18 protein-coding genes and 1 other annotated feature are annotated in these 20,281 nt (G+C 59.3%); of the genes, 16 read left to right on the top strand and 2 right to left on the bottom strand.

The window, feature by feature from the left end; translation table 11 throughout:
• The first annotated feature begins 20 nt into the window (after nucleotides 1-20).
• From yhbY to leuS, 7 genes are all read left to right on the top strand, one after another.
• Nucleotides 21-311 (top strand): ribosome assembly RNA-binding protein YhbY, encoded by a 291-nt coding sequence (gene yhbY / locus ACFSKT_RS09865; protein WP_377722564.1) that lies wholly within the window; start codon nucleotides 21-23, stop codon nucleotides 309-311.
• Between the two features lie 61 nt (nucleotides 312-372).
• Nucleotides 373-963 (top strand): nicotinate-nucleotide adenylyltransferase, encoded by a 591-nt coding sequence (gene nadD / locus ACFSKT_RS09860; protein ID WP_377722871.1) that lies wholly within the window; start codon nucleotides 373-375, stop codon nucleotides 961-963.
• Nucleotides 953-1,528, top strand: coding sequence for a bis(5'-nucleosyl)-tetraphosphatase (symmetrical) YqeK (gene yqeK, locus ACFSKT_RS09855; protein ID WP_377722563.1), 576 nt, complete (start codon nucleotides 953-955; stop codon nucleotides 1,526-1,528). The genes nadD and yqeK overlap by 11 nt, the downstream gene beginning before the upstream one ends.
• Complete coding sequence (gene rsfS / locus ACFSKT_RS09850) at nucleotides 1,525-1,872, top strand: ribosome silencing factor (protein ID WP_377722562.1); 348 nt, start codon at nucleotides 1,525-1,527, stop codon at nucleotides 1,870-1,872. Before yqeK ends, rsfS begins: the two co-directional genes overlap by 4 nt.
• Nucleotides 1,869-2,771, top strand: coding sequence for a CvfB family protein (locus ACFSKT_RS09845; RefSeq protein WP_377722561.1), 903 nt, complete (start codon nucleotides 1,869-1,871; stop codon nucleotides 2,769-2,771). Before rsfS ends, ACFSKT_RS09845 begins: the two co-directional genes overlap by 4 nt.
• Nucleotides 2,772-2,910: 139 nt before the next feature.
• Complete coding sequence (locus ACFSKT_RS09840) at nucleotides 2,911-3,684, top strand: class I SAM-dependent DNA methyltransferase (protein WP_377722870.1); 774 nt, start codon at nucleotides 2,911-2,913, stop codon at nucleotides 3,682-3,684.
• A 108-nt stretch (nucleotides 3,685-3,792) separates the two neighbouring features.
• Nucleotides 3,793-4,039 (top strand) — a binding site (T-box leader).
• A 50-nt stretch (nucleotides 4,040-4,089) separates the two neighbouring features.
• Nucleotides 4,090-6,531 carry a leucine--tRNA ligase gene (gene leuS / locus ACFSKT_RS09835; protein WP_377722560.1) on the top strand — a complete coding sequence of 814 codons (2,442 nt, stop codon included), beginning with the start codon at nucleotides 4,090-4,092 and terminating at the stop codon, nucleotides 6,529-6,531.
• A gap of 52 nt (nucleotides 6,532-6,583) precedes the next feature.
• Here leuS and comER read toward each other — a convergent pair whose 3' ends face one another.
• Nucleotides 6,584-7,468, bottom strand: a complete 885-nt coding sequence (gene comER, locus ACFSKT_RS09830; protein ID WP_377722559.1) for a late competence protein ComER — start codon at nucleotides 7,466-7,468, stop codon at nucleotides 6,584-6,586.
• A 231-nt stretch (nucleotides 7,469-7,699) separates the two neighbouring features.
• Between comER and ACFSKT_RS09825 the strand changes: the two genes are divergently transcribed.
• From ACFSKT_RS09825 to holA, 7 genes are all read left to right on the top strand, one after another.
• Nucleotides 7,700-8,365 (top strand): ComEA family DNA-binding protein, encoded by a 666-nt coding sequence (locus ACFSKT_RS09825; RefSeq protein ID WP_377722558.1) that lies wholly within the window; start codon nucleotides 7,700-7,702, stop codon nucleotides 8,363-8,365.
• A gap of 133 nt (nucleotides 8,366-8,498) precedes the next feature.
• Nucleotides 8,499-9,029: a deoxycytidylate deaminase gene (locus ACFSKT_RS09820; protein ID WP_377722557.1), complete on the top strand. Its 531-nt coding sequence runs from the start codon at nucleotides 8,499-8,501 to the stop codon at nucleotides 9,027-9,029.
• A gap of 121 nt (nucleotides 9,030-9,150) precedes the next feature.
• Nucleotides 9,151-11,874 carry a ComEC/Rec2 family competence protein gene (locus ACFSKT_RS09815; RefSeq protein WP_377722556.1) on the top strand — a complete coding sequence of 908 codons (2,724 nt, stop codon included), beginning with the start codon at nucleotides 9,151-9,153 and terminating at the stop codon, nucleotides 11,872-11,874.
• Nucleotides 11,875-12,051: 177 nt separating this feature from the next.
• A complete protein-coding gene (locus ACFSKT_RS09810) occupies nucleotides 12,052-13,014 on the top strand; it encodes a D-2-hydroxyacid dehydrogenase (RefSeq protein ID WP_377722555.1) in 963 nt (320 codons plus the stop codon).
• Between the two features lie 212 nt (nucleotides 13,015-13,226).
• On the top strand, nucleotides 13,227-13,775 hold the full coding sequence (locus ACFSKT_RS09805; RefSeq protein WP_148928516.1) for an RNA polymerase sigma factor: 549 nt from the start codon (nucleotides 13,227-13,229) through the stop codon (nucleotides 13,773-13,775).
• The gene (locus ACFSKT_RS09800; RefSeq protein WP_377722554.1) at nucleotides 13,772-14,923 is read left to right on the top strand and encodes an anti-sigma factor; all 1,152 of its coding nucleotides are present in this window, start codon (nucleotides 13,772-13,774) and stop codon (nucleotides 14,921-14,923) included. Before ACFSKT_RS09805 ends, ACFSKT_RS09800 begins: the two co-directional genes overlap by 4 nt.
• A gap of 289 nt (nucleotides 14,924-15,212) precedes the next feature.
• Nucleotides 15,213-16,235, top strand: coding sequence for a DNA polymerase III subunit delta (gene holA, locus ACFSKT_RS09795; RefSeq protein ID WP_377722869.1), 1,023 nt, complete (start codon nucleotides 15,213-15,215; stop codon nucleotides 16,233-16,235).
• Between the two features lie 78 nt (nucleotides 16,236-16,313).
• Here holA and rpsT read toward each other — a convergent pair whose 3' ends face one another.
• A complete protein-coding gene (rpsT, locus tag ACFSKT_RS09790) occupies nucleotides 16,314-16,586 on the bottom strand; it encodes a 30S ribosomal protein S20 (RefSeq protein ID WP_377722553.1) in 273 nt (90 codons plus the stop codon).
• Between the two features lie 219 nt (nucleotides 16,587-16,805).
• On the opposite strand from rpsT, the gene gpr reads away from it, so the two are divergent.
• Complete coding sequence (gene gpr / locus ACFSKT_RS09785) at nucleotides 16,806-17,807, top strand: GPR endopeptidase (RefSeq protein WP_377722552.1); 1,002 nt, start codon at nucleotides 16,806-16,808, stop codon at nucleotides 17,805-17,807.
• A 403-nt stretch (nucleotides 17,808-18,210) separates the two neighbouring features.
• Entirely contained in the window at nucleotides 18,211-20,274 is a 2,064-nt protein-coding gene (locus tag ACFSKT_RS09780; RefSeq protein ID WP_377722551.1) for a methyl-accepting chemotaxis protein, read from the top strand.
• Nucleotides 20,275-20,281 lie beyond the last annotated feature (7 nt).

Below are 20,281 nucleotides of genomic sequence, written 5' to 3'. Positions count from 1 at the left end.
GGAAAGAAGGAATCCAGCACATGTTGACAGGCAAACAGAAGCGTTTCTTGCGCTCGCAGGCGCACCATCTTAACCCGATTTTCCAAGTAGGCAAGGGCGGCGCCAACGACAATTTGGTGCGTCACGTCGCCGAAGCGATCGAAGTGCGCGAGCTGATCAAAGTATCGGTGCTCAACAACTCGACCGAAGATCCGAAGGAAGTTGGCCAATGGATCGCGGACGAAGCGGGCGCGGAGCTCGTACAGGTCATCGGCAAGACGATCGTCCTTTACAAAGAATCCAAAGAGAATAAAACGATCGAGCTGCCATAAGCTTGACTAGGCGCGTTTGCAAGGGCGAGCGCCGCTTCGCTAGGGAGGCTAACCGAACATGTTGAAAGTCGGCATTATGGGCGGCACGTTCGATCCGATCCATGTCGGCCATTTGATAGCCGCGCAGACCGCGCTGGAGGCCGCAGGGCTCGACGAAGTATGGTTCGTGCCCTCTTACGCGCCTCCACTGAAGGATCATGAGCCGGGAGCGGACGGACTTGCCAGGCTGGAGATGACGATGCTTGCGACCGAGCCGGAACCGCGGTTCCGCGTCCTGGATATGGAGCTTAAGCGCGGTGGCGTCAGCTACTCCATCGATACGGCCACGGAGCTTGTGACGCGGCATCCGCAGCACGAGTTCGCCTATATTATCGGCTCCGACCGGGTGAACGACCTGGCGAAGTGGCACCGGATTGAGGAGCTCGCCGCAAGGGTCCGGTTTATCGGGCTGGAGCGACCGGGCCAGCCGCTGCCAGACTCGTCGGCGCTGCCCGCGTTCTTGCAGGGGCGCGTCGAGTTCGCGAGGATGCCGCACATCGAGATTTCGTCCACGGTCATTCGCGCGCGGGCGGTGTCGGGCTTGTCGATCCGGTATTACGTGCCGGATAGCGTCTATTTTTATATCCAAAGGAACGGTCTCTATGAATCGTAATACGATGATGGAAAAGGTAAGCGCGGAGATGCCGGCGAAGCGCTGGACCCATACGCTCGGCGTAATGGAGACGGCGGTCATCTTGGCCAAACGGTTCGGCGCGGATCCGGACCAAGCGGATCAAGCCGCCATCCTGCACGACGTCGCCAAATATTGGCCGACATCCAAGATGGAGGCGATCATCCGGGAGCAAGGCATGCCGGAAGAGCTGCTGCGGTTCGACAAGGAATTGTGGCATGCGCCCGTCGGCGCGTTCGTCGCGGAGCGGGATTACGGCATCGCCGACATCGAGGTGCTCGATGCGATCCGCTATCATACGTCCGGGCGCGAGCGGATGACGCTGTTGGATAAGATCGTCTGTTTGGCCGATTATATGGAACCCGGCCGGGATTTCCCCGGCGTGCATAAAATTCGCGAATTAGCCGAGCATAGTGTTGAGAAAGCGCTGATTGCCGGATTCGATTCGACGATTTCGTATTTGCTGGCCCAAGGGAAGCGGATTTTCCCGCTGACGGTGGCCGCGCGCAATGATTTGATCTTACAATTACAGGAGGCTGAGCTATGACAGTAAACGCGGATGAATTGATGCGAATCGTCGTCGCGGCGGCGGAAGACAAGAAAGCGCACCAAATCGTGGCGCTGGATTTGAAAGGCATTTCGCTGGTGGCGGACTATTTCGTCATCTGCCACGGTAATTCGGACACGCAGGTTCAGGCGATCACGACCGAGATTCGCAAGCGGGCGCAAGAGAAAGGCGTGCAATTGCGAGGCATTGAAGGCGCGGACGCAGGGCGCTGGGTGCTGGTCGACGTCGGCGACGTCGTCGTGCACGTGTTCCATCGCGACGAGCGCGAATATTACAACATCGAACGGCTCTGGTCTGACGCGAAGGTTGTGGAATTCGCATGACGTTCGTCGCGGGAGAGTTCGCGAAATTAAGGGTGGCACGCGAAGTGTCGCCCTTCGGCTATTTTTTGACAGATGGGACAAGCGAAGTGCTGCTGCACTACACGGAGCTGGTCGGCAAAAAGCCGAAGCCGGATGCGGAGCTCGAGGTATTCCTGTTCTATGACACGGAGGACCGCATTGCGGCCACGATGCGCAAGCCGCTCATCACACTCGGCGAGATCGCGCGGCTCGTGGTTGCGGACACGCACCCGCGCATCGGCGCGTTCCTGGAGATCGGCCTTGGCCGGCAGCTGCTGCTGCCGCTCTCCGAGCAGCCGGAGCTGAAGACGCTTCGTCCACAGCCGGGCGACGAGGTATTCGTGAAGCTGACGCATGACAAAATCGGACGACTTGTCGCGAATGTCGCGACGGAGGAAGATTTGTCCGCCCTCACGTTCCGCGCGCCGGAATCGTGGAAGAACAACTGGGTGGAAGGCTGGGTGACGAAGACGCTGAAGATCGGTTCGTTCGTGCTGATCGACGGGGGCGTGCTCGGCTTCGGCGCCTATGGGTTCATTCCCGCCGAAGACCGCACCCAACCGCTGCGCATGGGCGAGCGCGTTCGCGCCCGCGTGACGTTCGTCCGCGAGGACGGCCGCGTGAACCTGTCGATGTCGCAGCGCAAGGAAGTCGGCCGCGTGGAAGACGCTGACCGGATTCTGGATTTTCTGAAGTCGCGTCCGGCAGGGTCGATGCCGTATTCGGACGAGACGCCGGCCGACGTCATCAAGCAGAAGTTCGGCATTAGCAAGTCGGCGTTCAAGCGCGCGATCGGCAAGCTGATGCGCGAAGGGATCGTCACGCAGGAAGGCAACTGGACGAAGCTCAACGCCGAAGCCCCACAGCAAGCGGAGAATTAACAGGTATCCGACATGGAGCCGGGAAGTCCGAGAGGGCTTGCCGGCTTTTTTGCGCGATGAACCAAGGAAGAGGCTGTATGCAATTCCGTCCTTCGCAGTGCTATAATGGAGCGATCAAGATGAAGTAGGAGAGAACATGATGCAGGCTTATGGGCAATTTGCGTTCGTTTACGACCGGTTAATGGAAGACATGCCGTATCCCGACTGGATCCGGTTCGCGAGCGAGGCTTGGAGCAAGCTGGGCGAGCCGAAAGTCGTGGCGGACTTAGGCTGCGGGACGGGCAGCATCGCGATCCCGCTGGCGCAGGCTGGCAAGCAGGTGTATGCAATCGACCTGGCCGCGGATATGCTGACGGTCGGCCGGGCCAAGTGGGAGTCGCTGCCTCAGCGTGCGCTGCCCGCAGACGCCGGCTCCATCCAATGGCTGCAGCAGGACATGCGCGAATGGGAGGTGCCGGAGCCGGTTGACGCCGCGATATCCTTTTGCGACTGCGTGAATTATTTGACGGAGCCGGCGGACGTGGAGGCTGCGTTCCGGGCGACGTGGGCGGCGCTCAAGCCGGGCGGCACTTTTCTGTTTGACGTGCACGCGCCGAGCCAGCTCGAGCGCTACGCCGAGGAGCAGCCGTTCACGTTGGACGAGCGGGACGTGGCGTACATTTGGACAAGCAGCTATGACGAGGATCGGTTGGAGATCGAGCATCAGCTGACCATTTTCGCGCGGGACGCAGAGGCGGAGGATGCCAAATACGTCCGCATCGAGGAGACGCATGTCCAGCGCGCGTACGACCGGCATTGGCTGCAGGACGCGCTGTACGAGGCGGGATTCAGCAAGGTCGACTGTTACGCGGACTTCGCATTTGAAGCGCCTAATCCGGGGAGCGAGCGGCTGTTCTTCGTGTGCGTGAAATAAGCATGGCATCGCGTTGCGGGGCGATTGCGACCTCGATCGACCTCGAAAGTCATCGTAACTTGACAGGCAAGCCGTTGCTTCTTTATAATCGAACTAACCATTTTTATGTAATGGGCGTCGATAAGGAGCAGTAGCTTCGTACACGGCTGGTTCAGAGAGACGGCGGGTGGTGGAAGCCGTACCAGCAGAGGAGCGAACTCGCCTTGGAGCCGCATGCGCATTCAGCCGTTCGTTCGCGGCGACTGACGAAGCATGCCGTATCATCTGCGTTAAAGATGTCGAGTGAGCGGGACGCCTTCGGGCCGAACCGCTAACTAGGGTGGTACCACGGGAATTTCAACCTCTCGTCCCTAGCGTTATACGCTTGGGCGGGAGGTTTTTTATGTTGATCAGGAGGGACTAGTCATGGCACAAGAACGCCAAGAGCCGCAAGGCTACAATCCCCAGTCTATCGAGCCAAAATGGCAGAAGTTCTGGGATGAGAACAAAACATTCGCAACGACCGAGGACGCGGGCAAACCGAAATTTTACGCCCTCGATATGTTCCCTTATCCGTCCGGCGCGGGCCTTCACGTCGGGCATCCGGAAGGCTACACGGCGACCGATATCGTCTCCCGCTATAAGCGGATGCGCGGCTACAACGTCCTGCATCCGATGGGCTGGGACGCGTTCGGTCTTCCGGCCGAGCAGCACGCCCTTGATACGGGCGAACATCCGCGCGATATTACGGTAAAGAACATCAACAACTTCCGCCGCCAGATCAAATCGCTCGGCTTCTCGTACGACTGGGACCGCGAGTTCAGCACGACCGACCCGGACTATTACAAGTGGACGCAGTGGATTTTCATCCAGCTGTACAAGAAAGGTCTCGCCTACGTGGCCGAAGTTCCGGTCAACTGGTGTCCGGCGCTCGGGACGGTGCTCGCGAACGAAGAGGTCATCAACGGCCTTAGCGAGCGCGGCAACCATCCGGTTATCCGCAAGCCGATGCGCCAGTGGGTGCTGAAGATTACCGAATATGCCGACCGCCTGCTGGACGATCTGGAAGAGCTGGACTGGTCGGAGAGCATCAAGGATATGCAGCGCAACTGGATCGGCAAATCCAAAGGGGCGGAAGTCACGTTCGCCATCGACGGACAAGAGGATGCGCTCGTCGTGTTCACGACGCGTCCGGATACGCTGTTCGGAGCCACGTACTGCGTGCTCGCGCCGGAGCATGAGCTCGTCGCGAAGATTACGACGGCCGAACAGTCGGATGCGGTGAAGGCGTACCAGGAGAAGGCATCGCACAAGAGCGATCTGGAGCGGACCGATCTGGCGAAAGAGAAGTCGGGCGTGTTCACAGGCGCGTACGCGGTTAACCCGGTTAGCGGCGCGAAGGTGCCGATCTGGATCGCGGATTACGTCTTGGCCGGCTACGGCACGGGCGCGATCATGGCGGTTCCGGGCCACGACCAGCGCGACTGGGAGTTCGCGAAGCAGTTCGACCTGCCGATCGTGGAGGTTGTCCAAGGCGGAGATGTCGAGAATGAAGCCTATGCAGGCGACGGTCCGCACGTCAACTCGGACTTCCTGGACGGCTTGAACAACGAAGCAGCCATCGCGGCGATGATCGAGAAGCTGGAAGCCTCCGGCAGCGGCAAAGGCAAAGTCACTTACCGCCTTCGCGACTGGCTGTTCAGCCGCCAGCGCTATTGGGGCGAGCCGATTCCGATCCTGCACCTGGAAGACGGCACGATGAAGCCGGTTCCGGAAGACCAGCTGCCGCTGCTGCTGCCGGACGTGGATCAAATCAAACCTTCGGGCACAGGCGAATCGCCGCTGGCGAACGTGACGGAGTGGGTCGAGACGGTCGATCCGGAGACGGGCATGAAGGCTCGCCGCGAGACGAACACGATGCCGCAGTGGGCCGGCAGCTGCTGGTACTACCTGCGCTTCATCGATCCGCACAACGACAAAGAAATTTGCTCGCCGGAGAAGCAGAAGGAATGGCTGCCGGTCGACTTGTACATCGGCGGCGCCGAGCATGCCGTGCTTCATCTGCTGTACGCGCGTTTCTGGCATAAGGTGCTGTACGATCTCGGCGTGGTCGCGACGAAGGAGCCGTTCCACAAGCTCGTCAACCAAGGCATGATCCTCGGCACGAACAACGAGAAAATGTCCAAATCGCGCGGCAACGTCATCAACCCGGACGATATCGTCGGCGAGTTCGGCGCGGATACGCTCCGGATGTACGAAATGTTCATGGGTCCGCTGGAGGCGACGAAGCCTTGGAACACGAACGGGGTCGAAGGGATGTACCGCTTCCTGGCCCGCGTATGGCGTCTGTTTATTAACGAGGACGGATCGGTTAGCGCGAAAATCGGCGCGGGCGAGACGACGGACGCGTTCAAGCGTGTATGGCACCGCACCGTGAAGAAAATTACCGACGATTACGAGCACCTGCGCTTCAATACGGCGATCAGCCAGCTCATGATTTTCGTCAATGAAGCGTATAAGACGGACGTCCTTCCTCGGGAAGCGATGGAGCATTTCGTCCAGCTGCTCTCGCCGCTCGCACCGCATATCGCGGAGGAGCTGTGGCAGAAGCTCGGCGGAGAAGGCTCGATCACGTACGTCGCTTGGCCGACGTATGAAGAGGCTTGGACGATCGACGCCGAAGTCGAGATCGTCGTCCAGGTGAACGGTAAAATCATGGACCGCATCTCGATCGCGGCCGACACGAACGAAGCGGACATGGAGCAGCTCGCCAAGCAGTCCGATAAGGTCGCGGAGGCGATCGCGGGCAAGACGATCCGCAAAGTGATCGCGGTCAAAGGCAAGCTCGTCAATATCGTCGCGAACTAACGCGGCGGTCGAAGGATAAAGAGGTGAATGGCAGCTTAACGCAAAGCATGCGTTAGGTGCCGTTCACCTCTTTGCCGTATAAAAGGTCGTGCACGACGACGAGATCCTCCTCGTATTTGGCATGCGTCGTACGGACGACCCCGTTGAACACGCCTTCGAGCTCCTTGTGCAGCAATGCTAGCGCCTTGGCCGTAATGCCGCCCGGCACGGCGACGCGCTGCTGCAGCTGCTCCGGCGTCATCTCGCCTTCGGTCAGCAGCTTGCCCGTGCCATGCAGCATGGCGCTAGCGATCGCCGTCGCCTGCGCGCGGTCGATGCCGGTCTCTTCGACGGCGGCGTCGATAAATTTCTGCAGCACCAACGCGATGAACGCCGGGCCGCAGCTGGACAGGTCGGAGACGATGCGGGTATGGCATTCCTCGATCTCGAGCGGGTCGCTAATGTAGGTCAGCAGATCGAGCAGCCGTTTGCGGTCGGTAGGCTCAACCCGGGTGCCGAACATACATAACGTCGCGCCCTGGTGCACATAGTTGGTGATGCTGGGGATGACCTTGGCGATTTTGCAGGGGAGGCAATCCTCCAGCTGCTTAATCAGGACGGGGCTGGTGATCGAGACGAGCAGCTGATGAGGCTGGAGGCCGTGGCGCAGCTCGTCGATGACCTTCTTATATTCGTGCGGCTTGACGCACAGAAAAATAATGTCGCGCCCCGAAGCCGCTTCGGCGTTCGAGGGCACGGCGTTCAGCCCGGGATGCCGGACGGCTAGCGATACAGCTTTGGCGAACGTCCGGTTGCTGACCGTAATCTGGGAGGGGTCCAACGCGCCGGTCGCAACGAAAGCGTCGATGAGCAGGCTGCCCATGCTCCCGACTCCGATAAATCCGATGTTCATGGTAATCGACCTCCTAAAGCGTTTCGCGTAAGCGAAACGCAGCATCGAAAGCATAAGCTCAGTTTCGCGTAAGCGAAACGCAGCATCGAAAGCATAAGCTCAGTTTCGCGTAAGCGAAACGCAGCATCGAAAGCATAAGCTAAGGGGTTTCACGAACGTGAAACGCAGCATTTTTCCAAAATCCCATGGGCGGCTCTTACTACCGTATGCGGAGCGGCCCGGCCAACATGTCGCCGATTTACAATTAGAACCATTTATCGCAAAGGAGAGACAGAGATGAAGACGCCTCGATTGGCGAAACAGGGCAAGGCGAATCTGTTCACCATCGTCCTGATGCTTATCGGCGCAGGGCTGATGATCGGCGCCTGGGGCGAGACGAAAGCACAGCCGCCCGCTGGGTGGACGGATGTAAGCGAAGAGGTCGGGGCCGCGCTGGATGAGCTGGAATCGAACGCGGACCGGCAGAACGGTCAAGACGTCGGCAAGGAGAGCGGCGGCAGAATGGCTTCTACAGACAAAGGGACGAATAGCGGGCCAACGGATGCGGCCGGTGAAGCGGTCATGAAACAAGCGTCCGCTGGCGGTCCGAGTTCAGCCGCAGACGCGACTGGGCATGCCTTACAAGGAGCCGCAGACGGCGCGCGGCGCACGGAAGAGCACGCGAGTCAGGCGCAGGATCCAGCCGCTGCGGATGCGTCCGGAACCGCAGCTGGCCCATCTACCGCATCGGGGGCGTCGCAGGAAGGCAAAATCGACATCAACCGAGCCGCGGCGAACGAGCTGGACGCGCTGCCGGGCATCGGAGCTGCCAAAGCGCAGGCGATCGTGGCCGAGCGGGAAGCGGGAGGCCCCTTCGGGTCGGCCGACGATTTGCTTCGTGTGAAGGGCATCGGGCCGAAATTATTGGCCAAGCTGAAACCGCACGTTGTCGCTTTACCGTAATTATGCGACAATAGAAGGCAACATTACCGGCGGATGCGGATTTCGGGATAGGGAAGCCGCATCGCGAGTCCGACGTACACGAGTCGAGGGTACGTCAGGCGGCTCAGTCTGCGGAGAGAAGGAGAAAGACAAGATGGAAACGTTCGTCCAAGACCCGGCGCGCAAGGATTGGGATACTTACTTTATGGACATCGCCTACATGGTATCGACCCGTTCGCGCTGTCCGCGCAGGCATGTCGGCGCACTGCTCGTACAAGGGAAGAAGCTCCTCGGGACCGCCTACAACGGCGCGCCCATGGGCGTGGCCGATTGCTCGGAGGCAGGCTGCATGATCGTGGAAGAATATGAGCTGATGGTGGTCGAAGGCGCCGAGAAGGTAACCAAAAAGCAGCGCTGCATCCGCACCATTCACGCGGAGCAGAACCTGCTGCTGTTCACCGACCGGATCGACCGCGAAGGCTCGACCGTGTACGTGACGGACCAGCCGTGCTGGACATGCGCCAACATGCTGGCGAACAGCGGGGTGAAGGAAATCGTCTATCATCGGGCTTATCCGAAAGATAGCGAGAAGGTGCTGAGCCTGATGGAACAGAAGGGCATCGCTTTCCGCAGGCTCGCTGCTTACGAGCCGCCCTCCCAGAGCGGCGTGAGCGTCATTTCATAAGAGGAATTGAAGAGGAAGAACCTCTGAATGTTCGCCGATCAGGCGTATTCAGGGGTTCTTTTTTGCATAGGAAGACGGCGCAGCCGTTTCACCTTGTCTCGTCAGGAAAGGAGGCCGGCGAATGAACCGTCCTATTGTTTGGTTTACGATATGCTGGATCGTGGGCAGCGCGGCGGCCGCCGAGCTATCCATGACCGGCTTTGCCATGACCGGAATCGGGATGACGGTTCTGCTGTCCGCCTTGTTCGGCTTTAACCGCCGGGAACTATCGGTGATGCTCCTCTGCGCGTTAGCTTTCGCGGCAGCCGGCGCCCACCGGATGTGGGCAGATGCCGGTAATGTTTCGGCCATGCATTTGACGCAATCGACCCCGGAATTCGCCGCCGAAGCATATGGCATGCTCGTCTCGGCCGTCGAGATCGATGGCGACCGCGTCCGATTCACCTTGCGGACCGAGGAGATCGTGCTACGAAACGAGAAGCAGACGCGGAGCCTGGGAGGGGAACGACTGCTCGTCCAAGTGAAGCTGGCGCAAGAATCGGAATTGCGAACGGCGGGAGCTTGGAAGCGGGGCCAGCGCATGCGGATTAGCGGCATCGTAAGCAAGCCTGCTAGTGCGACGAATTTCGGCGGCTTCGATTATGCCGCTTACTTGAAGCGTCAGCGCATTCATTGGATAACGTCCGTACAGGGTGCATCCTCCGTCATCGTTAGCGACGCGAAACTAGACACGACGGCAGCTTGGCTGGGGATCGTCGACGGCATGAGATCGGCGATGGCGGCCAAAATGAACGAGCTATATCCGGGCGAGCAGGGCGGGTATATGCAAGGGCTCGTGCTTGGCATCGGAGACGAGCTCGATCCGGATCGTTTCCGGCAGTTCAGCCAGCTCGGGCTGACGCATATTTTGGCCATATCCGGCCTTCATGTTGCGGTTTACCTCTATTTGCTGAGCATCGTCTTGCGGCTCATTCGTCTGACCAGGGAGCGCATGCAGACGACGCTTATCGCGATGGTGCCGCTCTATGTGCTGCTCTCCGGATGTTCGCCTTCGGTCGTGCGGGCAGGCTTAATGGCGATGCTGGGGCTTGCGGCCGCGCGCTTTGGCAAGCTGAAGGACGGGCTGCATTTGCTCGCCGCCGCAGCGCTGCTCATGCTCATTTGGGATCCTTATCTGCTTTATAACGTCGGGTTTCAGCTCTCATTTTTGGTGACGGCGGGGCTGATCGTCTTCGTGCCGCCGGCGCGGCGGCTCCTGCCGTCAGGGGGCAAATTCGGGTGGCTGTACGATGCCGTGACGGTGACGGTCGTAGCGCAGGCGGCCTCCTTCCCGTTGAGCATCTATTACTTCAATCAGTTCAATTGGCTGTCGCTGCCGGCGAATCTGGTGCTCGTGCCGTTCATCAGCTTTATCGTCATGCCGATCGGCGGCGCTTCGCTTCTGCTGGCTTCGCTCTGGCAGCCGGCCGGGATGCTGCTCGCGGCGGCGGCAAGGGCGGCCAACGCGGCGACGTTCGCGGGCATCGACCAACTCGGCGAGTGGACGTTTGGCAGGACAATTTGGGCAACGCCGCCGATTTGGTGGGTCGGACTCTACTATTTGGCGTTGTATGCGATGCTTCAAGGAGCATGCCGATTGCAGACGCATGACGAAGACGTTAGACACGCAGGGGTAGATGATCTCGATGCCGAAGGTTACGGACATTGGCGTGCTTCACAAGGGGGATCGAACAGAATGTCCCCGATCTCCATTTCCCATCCGGCGCAAGGAATCGATACGATCCCGCTCACGCCCGATAGGGAATCTCTCCAATCTATCCAGGACATCGGTGGGTCTGCATCGAGAGGCAGCCGCAGCGTTCGATGGCCAACCTATGCCGGCGCAGTCGTATTCGGCTTGCTGCTGTGGTGGGCGTACAATCCGCATTGGAACGACAGATCCGCCGCGGTGAGCTTCCTAGATGTCGGGCAAGGCGATGCGGTACTGATCCGCACGGCTTCGGGCAAACACGTGCTGGTCGACGGCGGCGGAACCGTTCGTTTCAGTCGGGAAAGCGAAAGCTGGAGGGAGCGGCGCGATCCGTATGAGGTCGGGCGCAAAACCGTCGTGCCGCTGCTCTATAAGCGAGGCGTTCACGAGCTGGATTTGCTGGTCATCTCCCATCTGGACAGCGACCATATCGGCGGACTGAAGGCCGTCGCCGACAGCTTGCCCATCAAGGGCGTACTGTGGAACGGCACGCTGAAGGAATCGGACGATGCGACGTCGCTCATGCAGGAACTGGAGCGTCTCGACATACCGTTATATCGGGCGACCTTGAATAGCGAGCTGCAGCTGGATTCGGCATCGTCGATCCGAATCGTCGGCGGCACGGTGGAAGGAACGGCGCGTCTCGACAAGGCGGAGGACGGAATTCCGATGGTCGAAGAACAGAACGGCCATAGCGTCGCGATGGTCGTTCGGCTGCACGGCCGCTCCTTTCTGCTGGCCGGCGATGCCGACGCCGACCAGGAGGAGCGCATCATTGCCGAGCTCGAGAAGGGTAATGCTTCAAGCGCGGCCGATTCGGATGCGGCAGCCGGCATCGATGTCATGAAAGCCTCGCATCATGGTTCCAAGACCTCGACCGCGCCCGAATGGCTTGCGTATTGGAGACCCGGCACCGCTGTTATTTCGGCAGGACGCAACAATACGTACGGTCATCCGCATCCGAGCGTTCTGCAGCGGTTAAGCGAGGCGGACATTCCCGTGCTGCGGACCGATTTGGGCGGCGAAGTGCAATGGCGGGCGCTGCCGGACGGCACGCTGTCCTACCGGACGAGACTAAGCGCCGCATTGGATTGACAGGCTATCATACGGCGTGCTAAAGTGTCAGTACTTAATTGGAGCCATCGACAGGCGCATAGCCGAACCGACCCGACCACTGGAGGCAAGAAATCCGCTGCACGCACGGATCTTTCGAGCCTCTTTTTTCATGCGGCGAAGGCGGGAGTCAACGCGGGCTTAAGGAGGATGGAACGTATGGGGAAAATCGTAGTCGTCAATCCTATTAAAGAAAAGCATGTGCGGCAAATTCGCGAGCAGGCGCCCGGCTGGGAGGTCGTCGCGAGCGAAGAACGGTTCGAGCAAGCGAAGCTTCGCGCGCATTTGGATGGAGCGGAGATCGTCGTCGGCTGGAACCGCACGGTGGAGGAAGCAGTCTCCGATCCGGCTTCCCGTATTCGCTGGATTCAGCACTGGGGAGCGGGCGTTGAGCACTTGCCGCTTGCGCTCTTGAAGGAGAGAGGCATCCGCCTGACGAACGCGACGGGCGTTCATGCCGCGCCGATCTCCGAGACGATCCTCGGACTCATGCTGGCGTTCGCGAGGGATCTGCATAAGGCGATCCGCAGTCAGACAGTACGCAGTTGGGGCTCGTACGGCGAGCTTGGGGAGATTCACGGCAAGACCATCGGCATTCTCGGGGTCGGCGCGATCGGCGAAGAGACCGCCCGCATCGCGAAGGCATTCCAGATGCACGTACTCGGCGTGCGGCGTTCCGGGTTGCCCGCCGCGGGCGTTGACCGCATGTATGGCATGGACGGGCTGCATGAAGTACTCCGCGAAAGCGACTTCGTCGTGAATTGCCTGCCGCATACGGCGGAGACGGACCATCTTCTGGATCGCGCGGCTTTCGCGGTTATGAAACCGACCGCATATTACATTAATATCGGCCGCGGGAAGACGACGGATACCGCGGCCCTGATGGAGGCGTTGACCGCCGGGAAGCTCGCGGGCGCCGGGCTGGACGTATTCGAGGAAGAGCCGCTGCCGGCCGATCATCCGCTGTGGGGAATGGACAACGTTATCGTCACGCCTCATAACGCGGGCAGTACGTACCGGTACACAGACCGGCTCATCGACATTTTTGCCGCAAATCTGGCGCAATATGCGCAGGGACTTGATCCTGCGATCAATGAAGTTGAGCTTTCGCTCGGATATTAAGTCGCGTAAATGTGACGGTAGTCCTGGTCGGGCGTCGTTCGGGCGGAGTTAGCTAAGAGTATACGGTTGCATACTTTTCTGATATCCTAAAGGTTGGGAATTAGGCACTATGCCCGTCCCAACCTTAAATTTTTTTAAAGACAATTATCATTGCACTGCAACTTTATTACCGTCCTTTCCGTCTGAAAGGGTGCAAGAGAGGGGGATCCTTCGTGGTAGAGCCCGGCCTTATCAAAGCCGCGCAAGCGGGCGACGGCGACGCTCTTATATCTCTATTGCGAGAGATTGAAAACCATGTTTACCGGACAGCCTACTATATACTGAATAACGAGCAGGATGCGATGGATGCCGCCCAAGAGGCGCTCATCCGCATTTATACCAAAATCGGATCCTACGAAGAGAAGGCTCAGTTCAAAACGTGGGTGCAGCGAATCGTGACGAATATCTGCATCGATAAATTCCGACGGACGAAACCGACCGTTTCGATCGAGGAGCACGAAATGGTCTTCCGGGATACGCACAGCGTCGAGGAAGAGGTGCTTTCCGCTTACGCGAGCGAAGACATTCGCAACGCGATCGATAAACTACCCGAGCATCATCGCGCGGTCGTCGTGCTCCGGTATTTGCAGGACTTCTCGTATAACGAGATTGCCGACTCGCTCGACCTGCCGTTAAACACGGTCAAATCCTATTTATTCCGGGCAAGACAACAGCTCCAAACTTACTTACACGATTATCAGAAAGGTGGTGTCCGAGGATGAATTGTCAAGAGGTGATGGATGATATGCAAAGACAGCTTGACGGCGATCTCGACGATCGCGAGAGCGAAGCCTTGATGACTCATTTGCGGCATTGCCCGGATTGCGCGGCCATGTTCGAGCGTCTGCAGCTGCTGTCGAGCGGATTGGAAAATTTGCCGAAAGTAACGCCGCCCTATAGCCTGGTCGATGCGATCCTTCCTCGGCTGCCGCTGATCGCGGCGGAGACGGAGGAGACGCCGGAGGCAGACGCCGCGATCGCGGAAGCTCCAGCTGCCATGGACGAGGTGATGGAGCGCCGGGCGAAGCGTGCGCGCAAATGGACGGACAGCTACGCGGTGCGTGCGCTCGGAGGCGTATTCGCTGCAGCCGTCGTGGCAGGTCTGTTCATGGTCACATACTCGCCTGGGAGCTCCATGGACGATCGCGCGAACACGTTGCAATACGCGGCAGACGCGTCGGATTCCGGCGCAGACGAAGCCGCATCGGAGAGCGCGGCGATCACGCCGATGATGGAGAAATCGGATGCGCCGCAAGCCAATGCGGCTCCTTCCTCCGCCAACGAGGAAGAAACGAGCGGCGGCGCCGATCCGCGGGCGAAGCTGCCGGAAGAGATCTCGCGTTCAGCAGACGCGGGGGATGGCGGCGCTGCGCCGGCCCAGGAAGGCTCGACGATGGATTCGTCGGGCGGTTCCGAGCCCGTTGTCAGAAGCCAGACGCCGAACCAGGTCATCGAGGTTCCGTCCGATACGGACGCGGGCGCGAAAGGTTTGGATCGCGGTGATTTGGACGCGAAAGATGCGGGTAATCAGCAAGACGCGGAGGAAGCCGACGTTCTGGCGCTCGGAGAGGAAGAGACGGACACGGACAAGAAATTGGGCATAACCTCCACGACGGATGGAGCCTTGCTTCAATCGCCGGACGGCGTCTACTCGGCCAGCATCGAGCAGAACGTGCTGACGATTTTCCTAACCGCGGACAATCGCTTCGTGCTCAGCACGAACGCGGCGCCGGGCGGTATTCGAATTATCGAGTGGGCGAGCGACAGCAAGTCGCTCACGTACGAAGCGGCAGCCGAGGACGGCACCAAGGCGACGTATCGCATTGACCTTGTCAAAGAAACGATCACGCCATTGCAGAATACGCCATAACCCGCAATAAACTGACGTATCGGATGCACACTTTTCGTGATACCTGCGTATACTGGACTATCGATACAACGTCAGAGGGCGATGCCTTAACGTCGTATGACCATTCGCAGCCCAGTACCATGGGCTGGACGCTGCGGAATGTTTATATAGATGTTCAGGGACAAAGGGATGAAGCCGCTAGTCACGCTTCATCCCTTTGTTGCGTTCGGCGGGCGGGTGTGCGCGAAGCGCATGCCATGGTATGATAGACGGTAACAGTCAGGGAAAGATGGGGGAATTACGCGTGGAAATGAAAGACGCCGTCAAAGAATGGAAATCCGGCAGCTTCCGCCCGGTGTACGTGCTGTACGGGAAAGACCGGTATCGCATGCGGCAGTTCGTGCAGCAATTGACGGAGAAGCTGCTGCCGGAGGACGAGCGTGAGCTGGGCATCGTGAAATATGACATGTCGGAGACGCCGGTGGAGGAAGCCGTGGCCGAAGCGGACACGCTGCCGTTCTTCGCTTCCCGCAAGCTGGTCCTCGTGCGCGATCAATCGGTGCTCGCGGCGGCGGCGAGCGCCAAGGAAGGCGGCAAGATCGACCATCAGACGAACGCGCTGATCGACTATATCAACCGGCCGAACGAGACGAGCGTGCTCGTGTTCCAAGTGCATGCGGAGAAGCTCGATGAACGCCGCAAAGTCGTCAAGCTGCTGAAGGACAAAGACGCCTTGCTCGCGTTCGCGGAGCTGTCGGAGAACGAGCTGCTGGCCTGGACGATGAGACGGGCGGAAGAACAAGGCCGCCGAATGCGCAAGGAAGCGGCGGAGCTGCTGCTCGCCCGCACCGGCACGAATATGCAGCAGTTGGCCCATGAGGTGGACAAGCTGTGTCTGCACGCCGGCGAAGGCGGCGCAATCGACGAGCAGACCGTGGAGACGTTGATCGCTTCCACAGTCGAGGAGGACGTATTCGCACTGATCGACGCGATGGCTTCGCTTCAAGTCGAGCGGGCGCTCAAGCTGTACGGCGAGCTGCTGCTGCGCCGGGAAGAGCCGATCAAGATCGCGGCGCTGATCGCCCGGCAGCTGCGCATCATGCTCCAGGTGAAGGAGCTCGAGCAGCATGGCTATTCGCCGCAGCAGATGGCCGGCCAGATCGGGCTTCATCCGTACGCGGTGAAGCTGGCGGCCGAGAAGGGAAGACGGTTCACCGTCCCGGTGCTGGGCAAGCATCTGAGCCGCATAGCCGAATTGGATTACAAAATGAAGACCGGCCAGGTGGACAAAACGCTGGGGCTGGAGCTTTTCCTGCTATCGCTCGCCGCATGAAGCGGCGGGTGGATAGCAGGCAACAAAAAAGTCCTGCCGGGCTCCCGAGGGAGCAAGGCAGGACTTGATTTCGTTTAATTAAGCTTGAGCTGCAAGAGCGTTCAGCTTCTTAGCAAGACGAGACTTTTTGCGGGCAGCCGCATTTTTATGGATCAGGCCTTTCGTCACTGCTTTGTCCAGCTTCTTCGTAGCGACGATCAGAGCTGCTTTAGCAGCTTCTACATCAGTAGCGACAACAGCTTGGTCAGCAGCTTTAACGGCCGTGCGGAGCGCGGATTTTTGCGAAGCGTTCAAAGCGCGGCGTTTCTCGATCGTTTTGACACGTTTCACAGCGGACTTAATGTTTGGCATAGCATTCACCTCCCGTAAAAGGAAAACCATTGTTACAACACAACTCTGAACATTCTATCATGCGCTAGTCCAAAAAGCAAGAGCCAAGCGGGAAGGGGGCACGAAGCGCTTTTGATTGATAGGGGCGAGGGCGGCGGCATGGCCCGGTGCGAATCGAATAAGAAACATCCGCATTGGCGCACACTAACTGTAAACGGTAATGGAAGGGGCCCTCGACAGGTGAAGGAACGATTGGATTTGCAGGAGTATTCGACGCATATCGATTTGGCGTTGGAAGCGAAGGAACTGGCGGAGGCGGGGGGCTCGGGTCCGATCCCCGGCATTGTGTCGGACTTCTCGGAGGATAACGGAATTAAAGTTACGCGGTTAGAAGTACAGAACGAGCAGGGCTCGAAAGCGATCGGCAAAATGCCTGGACATTACGTCACCTTCGAGGTGCCGGAATTGCGCAAAGGGGACTCGACCCTGCAGGACCGCGTAGCGACGGCTCTTGCGCAGGAGTTCGCTTCGTTCCTGCAGCGGATCGGCATCCAGAAGAAGGCCAACGTACTGATCGTCGGCCTCGGCAACTGGAACGTGACGCCGGATGCGCTCGGACCGCTCGTCGTCGAGAACGTCATGGTGACGCGTCATTACTTCGAGCTGATGCCGGACCAAGTGGCGCCCGGATATCGCAGCGTCAGCGCGGTCGCGCCGGGTGTGCTCGGCATCACGGGCATCGAATCGAGCGAGATCGTGCAGGGCATCGTCGAACGCTCGAAGCCCGACATCATCATCGCGATCGACGCGCTGGCCTCGAAGGCGCTGGAACGGGTCAACACGACGATCCAGATCGCGGATACCGGCATCCATCCGGGCTCCGGGATCGGGAACAAGCGCCGTGGATTGACGAAAGAGATTCTGGGCGTGCCCGTCATTGCGATCGGCGTGCCGACCGTCGTCTACGCGTCGACCATCGTGAACAACAGCATTGATCTCGTTCGCGAGCATTTGAAGCAGCACACGTCGAACACGAACTTCGGCCTGCTCGATTCGGTCGATGCGCAGGAACGGCTGCAGCTTGTCCGCGAAGCGCTCGGACCGCTTGGCCATGACTTGCTCGTCACGCCGAAGGAAATCGACCAATTTATCGAAGATATCGCCAATATCATCGCGAGCGGCTTGAACGCGGGTCTGCACGACGCGGTGGATTCATCGAACGTCGCCGCCTATACGCACTAAGCCTAAGCCGTAGCGCCAAGGAAGACCGACGCCCCGAACCTAGACAAGGTTCAGGGGCGTTTTCGCGTTTTTGGCAGGAACGGAGGAGCGAGCATAACCAACCTTTTTGAAATCTTCATCATTGGCACGTTACGCTCGATGTGTCGGGATTATCGATAGCGGTCGGTGAGCGTCCTGATATCCCAAGATTCGGCTGCAAGATTGAGACGTATGACGCTTGAAATGAAAAGTTACTCGACTATTTACAATGTAAATTTTGGTATGCTATAAACTAGTATTATCAGATTTTGTCGAATGTAGCGATTCGACGAGCAACCAGAGGAGAGAACCTATGAAGCACAGCCCATCCGTATCACTCTTGTCGAGCACGAGTTCCTTGCTGCTCCGGCCAGGGGCGGCGGTCATGAAACGACTCAATTACCTGTTCAAATTTCTAGTCATCGGCATCATTCTTCTTGTTCCGCTTGTAACGGTGTCCGTGCTCTATGGATTGAACGTGAACGCAAGTCTGCAGGTGAAGCAGGAAGAACGCAAAGGGATGGCGTATTTGCAGCGCCTGGAGCCGGTATTCGCCTCTATCATTGCCCACCGCTCCATGCTGGTGACTGATGTCCGGACGGAGGCGCAGCAGGCGCAGATCCAGGCGGTGCAGCAGCAAGCGGCTGCCGCGATTCAAGCTTTGGATCAGGTTGCGGAAGGCGGTGCCATCGCCGGATCGGCGGACCAATGGGAACGGGTGAAGAGAGGATGGGCGGAGATCGTCGCGGAATCGGCTGATCTATCGCCTACGGAAAGCTTGAGCTGGCATAAATCGCTGCTCGACGACGTGCTGCGGCTCGTCGATCTCATCCGGAACGAGCAGCATCTTGTGCTGGACTCGTCCTTGGACCTCTATTATTTGAAGGACAACGCCACGCGTCAGCTCCCGTTCCTGCTCGAGCAGACGGGCGAGCTGCAAGCGCGCTCGTACCGGGTTGCGTTCGCGCAGGCGTTGGAGGATACGGATCGGAAAGCGCTCGAAGAGCTGCTGAATGCGATTCGGATGACGAATCGGACGTTGGCCGCGAATACGCAAACAATGCTCGCAGCCGATCGCAACCCGCAATTGGCCGCACTCATGGAAGCCAATAGCACCGCCGTTACGGGCTTGGTCGACAAGCTGAACGCCGGCATGATCAATTCGTCCAGGCCGCAGCTGAGCGGCGAAGAATTAACCGCGCTGTTCGGCGGCGCGCTCGGATCGCTGCAGAAGGTGAGCGCCTATCAGACGCAGCTGTACAGCGTCAAGATCGCCGATGCGATCGATGATGGACGTCGCGACTTGCTCGTCGTAACGATCGCGATGACCGCGGTAATCGCGGCGGCCTTCTATTTGTTCCTCTCGTTCTATTGGACGGTGCGGGCGAACGTGAACGAGCTGCGCGGCGCTTCGGAGCGGCTGGCCGAAGGAGATTTGACGGCGCGCGTCGAGCTGGATACGAAGGATGAGATGAAGCATATCGCGCACGCTTTCAACCGCATGGGCGAAGCGTTCCGGACGATGATCGGCGCGAACAAGGAGATGTCGGCGCAGGTTGCCCTGGCTTCCGATAACTTGGCCTCCTCCTCGGGCGAATCCTCCGCCGGCAGCGAACGGATCGTAGAGCTGCTGCAGCGCATCGCGTCCGGCTCGGACGAGCAGGAGGCAACGGCGACCGGCACCTCGCGCGTCATCGGCGAAATGACGGCAGGCATTGCGCAGATGGCGTCCGCGTCCGATACGGTCGCGCAGTCGGCGTCGGAGGCGGAAGCAGCCGCGCTGTCCGGGGTAGAGACGGTGCGGCAGGCGTCGCGCCAGATGGAGGAGATCGGCCGAAGCGTCGAAGTATCCGCCGATATCGTAAGGCTGCTTTCGGAGCAATGCAAGGAGATCGACGCGATCGTCAACTTTATATCCGAGATCGCCTCGCAGACGCAGCTGCTGGCGCTGAACGCGTCCATCGAAGCGGCCAGGGCGGGCGAGCATGGCGCGGGCTTTATGGTCGTCGCCACGGAAGTGAGGAACTTGGCCGAGCAAACGAAGCAGTCCGCGGGCCGGATCGTCGGGGTCGTGCGGGCGATCAACGCTTCGGGCGCCGAGGCGCTGCAGTCAATCGAAGCGGGCGTAAGCGAGGCGGGCAAAGGCCGACAGTCGATGGCCGATACGGCGGCGGCCTTCGAACGCATTAAGGAAGCGGTGCGCAGCGCGGCCGTTCAAATGCAGGAAGTATCCGCCGCCTCGCGCCAAATGGCTTCCAGCACCCAATCGGTATCGGAGGCGATCGCGGATATGGTACACGTGGCTTCGGAAGCGAAGGCGCATACGCACGCGGCATCGGCATCTTCGCAGGAGCAGTTGGCCATCATGGAAGAGATTACCGCTTCATCGGAGGATCTGCGCGCTACGGCGCACGAGCTGCAACAGTTGATTGCTAGATTCAACGTATAATCATAGG

This window comes from Paenibacillus xanthanilyticus, assembly GCF_042682185.1.
GTDB classification, from domain to species: Bacteria; Bacillota; Bacilli; order Paenibacillales; family Paenibacillaceae; genus Paenibacillus_Z; species Paenibacillus_Z xanthanilyticus.
Note: the sequence above shows the minus strand (reverse complement) of the source record. Positions and strands in the feature narration are given on the sequence as shown.